The sequence below is a fragment of the Arthrobacter dokdonellae genome, assembly GCF_003268655.1.
GTDB classification, from domain to species: Bacteria; Actinomycetota; Actinomycetes; order Actinomycetales; family Micrococcaceae; genus Specibacter; species Specibacter dokdonellae.
Genome location: NZ_CP029642.1, coordinates 4,272,534 through 4,284,217 on the forward strand (window position 1 = coordinate 4,272,534; position 11,684 = coordinate 4,284,217).

Here is an 11,684-nt window from a genome sequence, read left to right on the forward strand (position 1 = left end):
CGGCTTCGGTGTTGTTTACAGATTCGCTCACTTGGCGACCTCCTCAGTTTCTTCAGCCTTCTTGGAGGCCTTCTTGGCTCCCTTGTCAGCCTTTTTGGAGGCCTTCTCCACGGGTGCTGCAGCAACAGCGTCCGGGCGGATACCCAGCTCGCGTTCGCGCAGCACCGTGTAGATGCGGGCGATGTCGCGCTTGACGACGCGCAGGCGGCCGTGGCTTTCCAGCTGACCGGTGGCGGACTGGAAGCGCAGGTTGAACAGTTCCTCCTTGGCCTTCCGGAGTTCTTCAACAAGACGCTCGTTGTCGAACCCGTCAAGCTGTGCGGGGGCCAGATCCTTCGATCCAACTGACATCTCTACTCACCACCTTCGCGACGCACGATGCGTGCTTTCAACGGCAGCTTGTGGATCGCCAGGCGCAGTGCCTCGCGAGCTACCTCTTCTGATACACCGGAGAGTTCAAAGAGAACACGGCCGGGCTTGACATTCGCAATCCACCACTCGGGCGAACCCTTACCGGAACCCATGCGGGTTTCGGCAGGCTTCTTCGTCAACGGACGGTCAGGGTAGATGTTGATCCACACCTTTCCGCCACGCTTGATGTGACGCGTCATGGCGATACGAGCGGACTCGATCTGGCGGTTGGTGACGTAAGCGGGCGTCAGGGCCTGGATGCCCCACTCACCAAACGTGACCGTGGTGCCGCCCGTAGCCTGCCCGGTGCGACCCGGGTGGTGCTGCTTGCGGTACTTTACTCGACGTGGGATAAGCATTTAAGCCTGTCCTCCTTCTGCTGCCGGAGCTGCAACCTCTGCAGCTGCAGGAGCCGGGGCCGCGGCAGCAGCCTCGGGACGGTCGTTACGACGGCGGTCGCCACCGGCGCGGGGGCCGCGGGGTCCGCGGTCATCGCCGTCACGACGCGGGCCACGGCCACGGGCGGGAGCTGCGGCTGCCTGGGCAGCCAGTTCCTTGCTCGTGACATCGCCCTTGTAGATCCAGACCTTGACACCAATGCGGCCGAACACGGTCTTGGCTTCGAAGAAGCCGTAGTCGATGTTGGCGCGCAAGGTGTGCAGGGGCACACGACCTTCGCGGTAGAACTCGGTGCGGGACATTTCAGCGCCGCCCAGACGACCGGCGCAAGCGACACGGATGCCCTTGACGCTGCCGGTGCGCTGTGCGGACTGCATGGCCTTCTTCATCGCGCGGCGGAAGGCCACACGTGAAGTCAGCTGCTCGGCGATGCCCTGGGCAACGAGCTGAGCGTCTGCTTCCGGGTTCTTCACCTCCAGGATGTTGAGCTGGACCTGCTTGCCGGTGAGCTTTTCGAGCTCGCCGCGGATGCGGTCTGCTTCAGCTCCACGGCGGCCGATCACGATGCCGGGGCGTGCGGTGTGGATGTCCACACGTACACGGTCACGGGTGCGCTCGATCTCCACCTTGGAAATGCCGGCGCGGTCCATGCCCGTGGACATGAGCGCGCGGATCTTGATGTCTTCTTTTACGAAGTCCTTGTAACGCTGTCCGGGCTTGTTGCTGTCCGCGAACCAGTGTGAACGGTGGTCCGTGGTGATCCCGAGACGGAACCCGTGCGGGTTTACTTTCTGTCCCACTTAGCGAGCCTCCTCTTTCTCGGGGGTAGCGACAACCACGGTGACGTGGCTGGTGCGCTTCTTGATCTGGAACGCACGACCCTGGGCACGCGGCTGGAACCGCTTCATGGTCGGGCCCTCGTCAACGAAGATTTCGCTGATGTACAGATCATTTTCATTGAACGCGACGCTGTCGCGATCAGCCAGAACGCGGGCGTTTGCCACTGCGGACTGGACTACCTTGAATACCGGCTCCGAAGCTGCCTGGGGGGCAAACTTCAAAATCGCCAATGCCTCATTCGCCTGCTTGCCACGAATCAGGTTGACGACGCGCCGGGCCTTCATAGGCGTGACGCGCAGATGACGCGCACTTGCCTTGGCTTCCATTGCTATCCTTCTCTCGTCTTAGCCGTAAGTGCCAAACGCCTAGCGGCGCTTGCCCTTGCGGTCGTCCTTGACATGGCCGCGGAATGTCCGCGTGGGGGCGAATTCGCCGAGCTTGTGCCCGACCATCGACTCGGTGACAAACACGGGGATGTGCTTGCGACCATCGTGCACGGCGATCGTGTGACCCAGCATGTCCGGGATGATCATCGATCGGCGGGACCAGGTCTTGATGACGTTCTTGGTGCCCTTGTCGTTTTCCCTAGCTACCTTGACAAAGAGGTGCTGGTCTACGAAAGGACCCTTCTTCAGGCTACGTGGCATGTCTCCAGGCTCCTATCGCTTGTTCTTGCCAGTACGACGGCGACGAACAATGAGTTTGTCGCTCTCTTTGTTGGGGCGGCGGGTACGGCCCTCGGGCTTACCGTTCGGGTTGACCGGGTGGCGTCCACCGGAGGTCTTGCCTTCACCACCACCGTGCGGGTGGTCAACCGGGTTCATGACGACACCGCGGACGGTCGGGCGGACGCCCTTCCAGCGCATGCGCCCTGCCTTGCCCCAGTTGATGTTGGACTGCTCGGCGTTGCCGACCTCACCGATGGTTGCGCGGCAGCGCGCATCGACGTTGCGGATTTCACCGGAAGGCAGACGCAGCTGGGCGAACTTGCCTTCCTTGGCGACGAGCTGGACGGAAGCTCCTGCGGATCGGGCCATCTTGGCACCGCCGCCGGGACGCAGCTCCACGGCGTGGATGACAGTACCCACGGGGATGTTGCGCAGCGGCAGGTTGTTGCCAGGCTTGATGTCGGCCGCGGAACCGGCTTCCACAAAGTCGCCCTGCTTGAGCTTGTTCGGAGCGATGATGTAACGCTTGGTGCCATCGACGTAGTGCAGGAGGGCAATGCGCGCGGTGCGGTTGGGATCGTATTCGATCTCGGCCACACGTGCGTTGACGCCGTCCTTGTCGTGGCGACGGAAGTCAATCAGGCGGTACTGGCGCTTGTGGCCACCACCCTTGTGACGTGTCGTGATACGACCGGTGTTGTTGCGGCCACCCTTTTTGGGCAGGGGACGGACCAGAGACTTCTCCGGCGTCGACCGCGTGATTTCAGTGAAGTCGGCAACGCTCGAGCCGCGACGGCCCGGGGTTGTCGGCTTGTATTTACGGATTCCCATAGTTTATTTCCTCGTTAAAGTGGTCTCCGCTTATGAAAGCGGACCGCCGAAGATGTCGATCGTGCCTTCTTTGAGGGAGACAATGGCGCGCTTGGTGCTCTTGCGCTGTCCCCATCCGAAGCGGGTGCGCTTGCGCTTCCCGGCACGGTTGATGGTGTTGATCGAGTCGACCTTGACAGAGAAGATTTTCTCCACGGCCAGCTTGATCTCGGTCTTGTTCGAGCGGGGGTCGACCAGGAAGGTGTACTTGCCTTCGTCGATCAAGCCGTAGCTCTTTTCCGAGACGACCGGTGCAAGCACCACGTCGCGCGGATCCTTGATGGTGACGGCGCTCACTTGGCGTCCTCCTCAATCGTCTGGGCAGCTTCGCCGCCGGCGGGAACAAAGCCTGCGGCCTTGGCTTCCTCGACGGTTGCGAACCATACCTCGGCCACGGTGGCGTCGTACCAGCGTGAACCAGGCACGTGGTACTTCATGGAGTCCTTGTTGCCCTTGATGGTGCCTTCGGCAGCATCTGCGGAACCCAGGTCCTCGACCAACACCATGCTGGAGGCAAACGCCTCGGAAGCGGCGCGCCCGGAGACAAAGATCTCGTAGGCGGCCTGGGTGAAGACCACGTCGTCAGCAACAAGCACGTCGTAGGTGTTGAGCTGGTCAACGTACAGCACGTGGATGTTGGTGATGTTCCGAACGCTCAAGGCGGCAACGTCGTTGCTGCGCTCGATGACAACCAGCAGGTTCTTGCGGTCGGAAACCGCCGCCAAGGCGGCCTTGGCCGTCCTGGTGGACGGCGCGGAGCCGGAAACCAGTTCGGAGATCACGTGGATGCGGCCGTTGCGTGCCCGGTCGGAGAGGGCGCCGCGCAGGGCTGCAGCCTTCATCTTCTTGGGGGTGCGCTGGCTGTAGTCGCGCGGGGTCGGACCGTGGACAATGCCACCGCCGGTCATGTGCGGGGCGCGGATGGATCCCTGGCGGGCGCGGCCGGTGCCCTTCTGGGCGAACGGCTTGCGGCCGGCACCGGAAACTTCGGCGCGGGTCTTGGTCTTGTGGGTACCCTGGCGTGCAGCAGCGAGCTGTGCGACGACGACCTGGTGCAGCAGCGGCACGTTGGTCTGGACGTCAAAGATCTCTGCAGGCAGGTCAACCTTTACAGTAGCCATTTTCTTATGCTCCCTTCACGGCGGTGCGTACCAGGACGACCGAGCCGCGGGCGCCGGGGACGGCACCCTTGATCAGCAGCAGCGACTTCTCGGCGTCGACACCGTGAACCGTCAGGTTCATGGTCGTGACACGCTCGGCGCCCATGCGGCCAGCCATGCGGACACCCTTGAAGACGCGGCCAGGGGTGGACGCGCCACCGATGGAACCGGGCTTGCGGTGGTTCTTGTGGGCACCGTGGGATGCCGGGGCACCGTGGAAGCCGTGGCGCTTCATGACACCGGCGAATCCCTTGCCCTTGGAAGTGCCGACGACGTCGACCTTCTGGCCGGCTTCGAAGATCTCAACAGAGATTTCCTGGCCGAGGGAGTAGGATCCGGCGTCTTCAGTGCGCAGCTCGACGACGTGCCGGCGGGGCGTGACGCCAGCCTTTTCAAAGTGGCCGGCCAGCGGCTTGGTCACCTTGCGCGGGTCGATCTGGCCGTAGCCGATCTGAACGGCGGTGTAGCCATCGACCTCTGCGTTGCGCAGCTGGGTGATGACATTGGAGTCGGCCTGGACGACGGTTACAGGAACAAGCTTGTTGTTCTCGTCCCAGACCTGGGTCATGCCGAGCTTCGTGCCCAGGATGCCCTTAGTGTTTCGGGTCGCGGTCATAGTTTCTCAGCACCTCCCTACAGTTTGATTTCGATGTTCACGTCGGCCGGCAGGTCGAGACGCATGAGCGAATCCACCGCCTTGGGCGTGGGGTCGATGATGTCGATCAGACGCTTGTGCGTGCGCATTTCGAAGTGCTCGCGGCTGTCCTTGTACTTGTGAGGCGAACGGATAACGCAGTACACGTTCTTCTCGGTGGGCAGCGGCACGGGGCCAACTACCGTTGCGCCTGCGCGCGTGACCGTCTCAACGATCTTCCGCGCTGAAACATCAATGACCTCGTGGTCATATGACTTCAGCCGGATGCGGATTTTTTGTCCCGCCATGGCGTCGTGACTCTCTTTCCTGTAACGAAGCATCCTGTGGGAGCAATGCTGTTGACGTAAACGCTGTTTACTTTTCTCAGTTCACCGTGGCTCTCCGGCCACGCTTCCAACGCACTGAATCCGGACATTTCCGGGTTCCTCAATCCGCCGAAGCTCCGACCCCCGCGGTCGGGCGTGTCGCGATCAAGAATGCGCACATGCCCGCAACTACGTGCGAAGGTGGGTTATGTTTGGTCCTTAGCTTGGACCCTGCGTCGAGCATTATCTCAACCGGGACACGAAAAGGCACTTGAACAACTCAATAAGTATGCCGGAATCAGACGCGAAACGCCAACCGGAGGTCCCGTCGCCCGGCTTCGGCATGCCCTGAACCGCCCACCGTGCCGCGCACGTGGCGCACCTGCGCGGTATTTGCCGGCCCGGGATCTCGTCCGAGTGGGGAACCTCACCCGTCGCCACGGTGCCCGCGTCGCCAACGGACGCGCCGCCACGCGGACCGCCGCGTGCACACCCTGTCGTTAAAGGAGGAAGGCCCCCGGCCGAAGCCGGGGGCCTTCCTCCAGACCTGAGTCACCTGGCGGGCAGGTTACTTGATGATCTTGGTAACTCGACCTGAACCAACGGTGCGGCCACCTTCGCGGATGGCGAAGCCGAGGCCTTCTTCCATGGCGATGGGCTGGATCAGCTCAACGGTCATTTCGGTGTTGTCGCCAGGCATGACCATTTCCGTGCCCTCGGGCAGGGTGATGACACCGGTAACATCCGTGGTGCGGAAGTAGAACTGCGGGCGGTAGTTGGAGTAGAACGGGTTGTGACGCCCACCCTCATCCTTGGCCAGGATGTAGACGTTGCCTTCGAAGTTCGTGTGCGGGGTGATGGAACCCGGCTTCACGATGACCTGGCCACGCTCGACATCTTCGCGCTTGATGCCGCGGAGCAACAGACCACAGTTCTCGCCGGCCCAAGCCTCGTCGAGCTGCTTGTGGAACATCTCGATGCCGGTAACCGTGGTCTTCTGGACCGGACGAATGCCGACGATCTCGATTTCGGAGTTGATCTTGAGGGTTCCACGCTCGGCGCGGCCCGTCACAACGGTGCCACGGCCGGTGATGGTGAAGACATCTTCAACCGGCATCAGGAACGGCTTGTCCTTGTCGCGGATCGGGTCCGGAACATGGTTGTCAACGGCGTCCATCAGGTCCTCAACGGACTTGACCCACTTGGGGTCGCCTTCCAGTGCCTTCAGGCCCGAGACGCGGATAACCGGTGCCTCGTCGCCATCGAAGCCCTGTGAGGAGAGAAGTTCGCGAACTTCCATTTCGACCAGGTCGAGGAGTTCTTCGTCGTCAACCATGTCGGACTTGTTCAGTGCCACCAACAGGTAGGGAACGCCCACCTGGCGGGCCAGCAGAACGTGCTCGCGGGTCTGGGCCATCGGGCCGTCAGTCGCGGCAACCACCAGGATTGCGCCGTCCATCTGGGCGGCACCGGTGATCATGTTCTTGATGTAGTCAGCGTGTCCGGGAGCGTCAACGTGTGCGTAGTGACGCTTCTCGGTCTGGTACTCAACGTGCGAGATGTTGATGGTGATGCCGCGCTGCTTCTCCTCGGGAGCCGAGTCGATGGAAGCAAAGTCGCGCTTCTCGTTGAGTGTGGGGTACTTGTCGTACAGCACCTTGGAAATGGCAGCCGTCAACGTCGTCTTACCATGGTCAACGTGACCGATGGTGCCGATGTTAACGTGCGGCTTAGTCCGCTCGAACTTTGCCTTCGCCACGGGTTCCTCCTAGAACGTTTTCGTTGACTTACTCTCGGCGACGCTTTTCGTCACCGAAATCGATAGCAAGTCTACTGGGGGCTTTTGATATTTAGGAAATTACTGCTTGCCTGGGTCCGTATCAGCATAAAGTGCCGAATGGACCCAAGCAAAAGTGCGGTTATTCGCCGCGGGCCTTCTGGATGATCTCGTCGGCTACTGCCTTCGGGACCTCAGCGTAGCTGTCAAACTTCATCGAGTACACGGCACGGCCCTGGGTCTTGGAACGCAGGTCGCCAATGTAGCCGAACATTCCGGACAGGGGCACCAGGGCACGGATGACCTTGACGCCGCTGGCATCCTCCATGGACTGCATCTGGCCGCGGCGGGAGTTGATGTCACCGATAACTTCACCCATGTATTCCTCAGGGGTGCGGACTTCAACTTCCATCAGCGGTTCGAGCAGGACCGGGTTGGCCATCCGGGCCGCTTCCTTGAACGCCATGCGGCCGGCGATCTTGAAGGCCATTTCGGATGAGTCAACATCGTGGGACGCGCCGTCAAGCAGCGTGGCCTTGATGCCGACCATCGGGTAGCCGGCCAGCACGCCGTCAGGCAGTGCGGACTGGATGCCCTGGTCAACGCTGGGAATGTATTCGCGCGGAACACGGCCACCGGTGACCTTGTTCTCGAACTCGTACATGGCACCTTCGGCAGTATCCAGCGGCGCGATGGCGATCTGGATCTTGGCGAACTGCCCCGAACCACCGGTCTGCTTCTTGTGCGTGTAATCGTGCTTGACAACGGCGCGCTTGATGGTTTCGCGGTACGCAACCTGCGGCTTGCCGACGTTGGCCTCAACGTTGAATTCGCGGCGCATGCGGTCCACCAGGATGTCCAGGTGCAGCTCGCCCATGCCGCCAATCTCGGTCTGGCCGGTGTCTTCATTGAGGTTGACGGTGAACGTCGGGTCCTCAGCGGAGAGCTTCTGGATGGCCGTGGACAGCTTCTCCTGGTCCCCCTTGGTCTTCGGCTCGATGGCAACGAAGATCACGGGCTCGGGGAAGGTCATCGACTCAAGGACAATGGGATTTGCGGGGTCGCACAAGGTGTCACCGGTGGTGGTGTCCTTGAGGCCGATCACGGCGTAGATGTGACCGGCGTGGATCTCATCGACGGGCATTTCCTTGTTGGCATGCATCTGGAACAGCTTGCCGATGCGTTCCTTCTTCTGCTTGGTCGAGTTCAGCAGCTGCGTTCCGTTGGTTGCCCGGCCGGAATACACGCGGATGAAGTTCAACTGACCGAAGAACGGGTGCGTGGCGATCTTGAAGGCCAGGGCCGAGAACGGCTCCGCCTCGCTCGGCTCGCGCTTGATCTCCACGGACTCGTCCTTGGGATCGTGGCCCACCATGGCGCCGACGTCCAGCGGGTTCGGCAGGTAGTCGATGACGGCGTCGAGCATGGGCTGCACGCCGCGGTTCTTAAAGGCAGAACCACAGAAGACGGGGTAGATCTCCGAGTTCACGGTCAGCTTGCGAATGCCCGCCTTCAGTTCCTCGATGGACGGCTCTTCGCCCTCAAGGTACTTCTCCATCAGCTCTTCGGAGGACTCGGCAACCGCCTCAATGAGGGAAGCACGGTACTCTTCAGCCCTTTCCTGCAGATCCGCGGGGATCTCCTGGATCTCGTAGGCGGCACCCATGGTGACGTCACCCTTTGAGTCGCCTGCCCAGACGAAGGCCTTCATGGTCAACAGGTCCACGACGCCGGTGAATTCGCTCTCGACGCCGATCGGCAGCTGCATGACCAGCGGCTTGGCGCCGAGGCGGTTGATGATGGTGTCGACGGTGAAGTAGAAGTCGGCGCCCAGCTTGTCCATCTTGTTGACAAAGCAGATGCGCGGCACGTTGTACTTGTCAGCCTGGCGCCAGACAGTCTCGGACTGCGGCTCCACGCCCTCCTTGCCGTCGAAGACGGCGACGGCGCCGTCGAGCACACGCAGGGAGCGCTCAACCTCAACCGTGAAGTCAACGTGGCCGGGGGTGTCAATGATGTTGATCTGGTTGTTGTTCCAGAAACAGGTCACCGCGGCGGAGGTAATGGTGATGCCGCGTTCCTTTTCCTGTTCCATCCAGTCAGTCGTCGAGGCGCCGTCGTGCGTTTCGCCGAGCTTGTGGTTCACACCCGTGTAGAACAGGATGCGCTCGGTAGTAGTGGTCTTGCCGGCATCAATGTGGGCCATGATGCCGATGTTGCGGACCTTGTTAAGGTCTGTAAGCACGTCCTGTGCCACGGTTTCTCCCTTTTCTAGAGATGAGCTTGCGGGTGGTTCCTTGCGGCAACCGGGCCGTTCGGAACCACCCTCACGGCTCTAGTTACCAGCGGTAATGGGCGAATGCCTTGTTGGACTCGGCCATCTTGTGGGTGTCTTCGCGACGCTTGACTGCGGCACCAAGGCCGTTCGAGGCATCCAAAACCTCGTTGCGCAGGCGTTCGGTCATGGTCTTCTCGCGGCGGGCCTTGGAGTAGCCGACCAGCCAGCGCAGGGCAAGGGCGGTCTGGCGGCCCGGCTTGACCTCGACCGGTACCTGGTAGGTTGCGCCACCGACGCGGCGGGACTTCACCTCAAGGCTCGGCTTGATGTTTTCCATGGCCTTCTTCAGCGCTGCGACGGGGTCGGCGCCTGTCTTCTCGCGGACACCTTCGAGTGCGCCGTAAACAATGCGCTCCGCGGTGGACTTCTTGCCGTCGACCAGAACCTTGTTGATCAGCTGCGTGACCAGGGGGGAACCGTAAACGGGATCTACAACTAGCGGCCGCTTGGGGGCCGGACCCTTGCGAGGCATATTACTTCTTCTCCATCTTTGCACCGTAGCGGCTGCGGGCCTGCTTGCGGTTCTTAACGCCCTGGGTATCCAATGCGCCACGGACGATCTTGTACCGAACACCGGGAAGGTCCTTCACACGGCCTCCGCGAACGAGCACGATGGAGTGCTCCTGGAGGTTGTGTCCGACACCGGGGATGTAAGCGGTGACTTCCACGCCGCCGTTGAGGCGCACACGTGCCACCTTGCGGAGGGCCGAGTTCGGCTTCTTCGGGGTCGTGGTGTAAACGCGCGTGCAAACGCCGCGACGCATGGGGCTGCCCTTCAATGCGGGAGCCTTGGTCTTCGTGACCTTGGGTGTCCGGCCCTTTCGGACCAGCTGGTTAATCGTAGGCACTTTCGTGTTCTCCGTTGTTTTCTCGAGATGCTTCTCGTATCGCTTTTCCTGGCCATCGTCCGCCGAGGAAGAGCCTTTTACTGGTAGTCGCAGACTTGGGCGACTTCACAGCGCCTAGGCATGCAAAAATGTGGCATTCGCTGTACAAGAACCGTACAACCCGGACCCGCGACCCCTCTCCCGGGAAACCTGGAGAAATGGGCGCTCTTATCCACTGCCACACTAACAATTGATAACCACACTACCATGCGGCGGGCACGAGCTAAAAATCACGGCCGGGGTGCCCCGGGATTGCCCTTGACAGGGCCCCGCCGTAGGCGCAATCTCAAAGGTACTCCACGCCGCACCTCGGCCGGTCTCCCACCTGCGGCACCCATGTGGAGCGGGAAGCTACAGGCGGTAGGCAGGTGTGTCATGGCTGATGCAGATCTGGTGCTCGAAGGCGGCGGCGTCAAGGGGTCCGGCTTGGTGGGGGCGGTGACCGCACTTGCCACGCACACCGATCCCTACTCGTTCCACCGCGTGGCAGGCACCTCCGCCGGTGCCATCGTTGCGGGCCTTCTGGCCTCCGGCATGACCGTGGCCCGGGTCAAGGACGTCATGGACGGTTTGGACTTTGCGAAGTTTGAGGACGAATCGGGATTCATGGCCCACCTGCCCGGCCTGGGCCAGTCCGCAGGACTGCTCTTCCACGAAGGCCTTTTCGCCGGAGGGTTCCTGCATGAATGGATCTCCGAGACGCTGGCCGGCGAAGGCGTCTATACCTGGGCCGACCTCAAGGAAGAGGATCCCGGCAGCGCACTTCCTCCCGGGCAGCGCTACAAGCTGGTGGTCATCGTCTCCGACGTCTCCCGCGGATTGATGCTGCGGCTGCCCTGGGACTACGAACAACTGCTGGGCGTTGATCCGGACACCGCATCAGTCGCGGACGCCATCCGTGCCTCCGCGTCGATACCCTTCTTTTTCCGGCCTTGGAAAATGCCCATCAACGCCGCCGAGACCGGACATGACCACATAGTCTGCGCCGACGGCGGCCTGCTCTCCAACTTTCCCATGGCGATATTCGACAGACATGACGGCCAGCCGTCGCGCTGGCCCACGCTCGGCGTGAAGCTGTCCGGGCAGACCAGCATCCGGACAGCGGATTGGGCGCCGGACAACAGCAACGTCCAGCTGGCGAAGTCGCTGCTGGGCACCATGATGGGCGCCCACGACCGCAGCTACGTCAATGACCCGCAGGCGGTCTCCCGCACCATCTTCGTCGACACGACCAATTACCGTGCCACCGATTTCCATCTGACCCAGGAGGACAAGGAAATCATGTTCAGCAAGGGCCAGGCAAGCGGGCAGCAGTTCCTGACCACGTGGGACTGGGAGGCATGGAAGGCAGGCGACTACGCCAACTAGCTGCCT

15 protein-coding genes are annotated in these 11,684 nt (G+C 61.7%); 1 reads left to right on the plus strand and 14 read right to left on the minus strand.

Annotation, left to right across the window (positions count from 1 at the left end; genetic code table 11):
* Positions 1-27: 27 nt before the first annotated feature.
* From rpmC to rpsL, 14 genes are all read right to left on the minus strand, one after another.
* Positions 28-351, minus strand: coding sequence for a 50S ribosomal protein L29 (gene rpmC / locus DMB86_RS19060; protein ID WP_113719160.1), 324 nt, complete (start codon positions 349-351; stop codon positions 28-30).
* Positions 352-353: 2 nt separating this feature from the next.
* Entirely contained in the window at positions 354-770 is a 417-nt protein-coding gene (rplP, locus tag DMB86_RS19065) for a 50S ribosomal protein L16 (protein WP_113719161.1), read from the minus strand.
* The gene (gene rpsC / locus DMB86_RS19070; RefSeq protein ID WP_113719162.1) at positions 771-1,610 is read right to left on the minus strand and encodes a 30S ribosomal protein S3; all 840 of its coding nucleotides are present in this window, start codon (positions 1,608-1,610) and stop codon (positions 771-773) included. It abuts the gene before it with no gap.
* Positions 1,611-1,976, minus strand: a complete 366-nt coding sequence (rplV, locus tag DMB86_RS19075; protein ID WP_113719163.1) for a 50S ribosomal protein L22 — start codon at positions 1,974-1,976, stop codon at positions 1,611-1,613. It abuts the gene before it with no gap.
* A gap of 39 nt (positions 1,977-2,015) precedes the next feature.
* A complete protein-coding gene (rpsS, locus tag DMB86_RS19080) occupies positions 2,016-2,297 on the minus strand; it encodes a 30S ribosomal protein S19 (RefSeq protein ID WP_011775591.1) in 282 nt (93 codons plus the stop codon).
* Between the two features lie 12 nt (positions 2,298-2,309).
* A complete protein-coding gene (rplB, locus tag DMB86_RS19085; RefSeq protein WP_113719164.1) occupies positions 2,310-3,149 on the minus strand; it encodes a 50S ribosomal protein L2 in 840 nt (279 codons plus the stop codon).
* Positions 3,150-3,179: 30 nt separating this feature from the next.
* Positions 3,180-3,485 carry a 50S ribosomal protein L23 gene (rplW, locus tag DMB86_RS19090; protein WP_113719165.1) on the minus strand — a complete coding sequence of 102 codons (306 nt, stop codon included), beginning with the start codon at positions 3,483-3,485 and terminating at the stop codon, positions 3,180-3,182.
* Positions 3,482-4,309, minus strand: a complete 828-nt coding sequence (rplD, locus tag DMB86_RS19095) for a 50S ribosomal protein L4, sunset domain variant (RefSeq protein WP_113719166.1) — start codon at positions 4,307-4,309, stop codon at positions 3,482-3,484. Before rplD ends, rplW begins: the two co-directional genes overlap by 4 nt.
* A 4-nt stretch (positions 4,310-4,313) precedes the next feature.
* Positions 4,314-4,964: a 50S ribosomal protein L3 gene (gene rplC, locus DMB86_RS19100; RefSeq protein ID WP_113719167.1), complete on the minus strand. Its 651-nt coding sequence runs from the start codon at positions 4,962-4,964 to the stop codon at positions 4,314-4,316.
* A 17-nt stretch (positions 4,965-4,981) separates the two neighbouring features.
* Positions 4,982-5,290, minus strand: a complete 309-nt coding sequence (gene rpsJ, locus DMB86_RS19105; protein WP_003803825.1) for a 30S ribosomal protein S10 — start codon at positions 5,288-5,290, stop codon at positions 4,982-4,984.
* A gap of 586 nt (positions 5,291-5,876) precedes the next feature.
* Positions 5,877-7,067, minus strand: a complete 1,191-nt coding sequence (gene tuf / locus DMB86_RS19110) for an elongation factor Tu (protein ID WP_113719168.1) — start codon at positions 7,065-7,067, stop codon at positions 5,877-5,879.
* 160 nt (positions 7,068-7,227) lie between these two features.
* The gene (gene fusA, locus DMB86_RS19115) at positions 7,228-9,342 is read right to left on the minus strand and encodes an elongation factor G (protein ID WP_113719169.1); all 2,115 of its coding nucleotides are present in this window, start codon (positions 9,340-9,342) and stop codon (positions 7,228-7,230) included.
* 82 nt (positions 9,343-9,424) lie between these two features.
* Complete coding sequence (rpsG, locus tag DMB86_RS19120) at positions 9,425-9,895, minus strand: 30S ribosomal protein S7 (protein ID WP_113719170.1); 471 nt, start codon at positions 9,893-9,895, stop codon at positions 9,425-9,427.
* 1 nt (position 9,896) lies between these two features.
* Positions 9,897-10,271 (minus strand): 30S ribosomal protein S12, encoded by a 375-nt coding sequence (gene rpsL, locus DMB86_RS19125; RefSeq protein WP_038464715.1) that lies wholly within the window; start codon positions 10,269-10,271, stop codon positions 9,897-9,899.
* A gap of 414 nt (positions 10,272-10,685) precedes the next feature.
* Between rpsL and DMB86_RS19130 the strand changes: the two genes are divergently transcribed.
* Positions 10,686-11,678, plus strand: a complete 993-nt coding sequence (locus tag DMB86_RS19130; protein ID WP_171814569.1) for a patatin-like phospholipase family protein — start codon at positions 10,686-10,688, stop codon at positions 11,676-11,678.
* Positions 11,679-11,684: the final 6 nt, after the last annotated feature.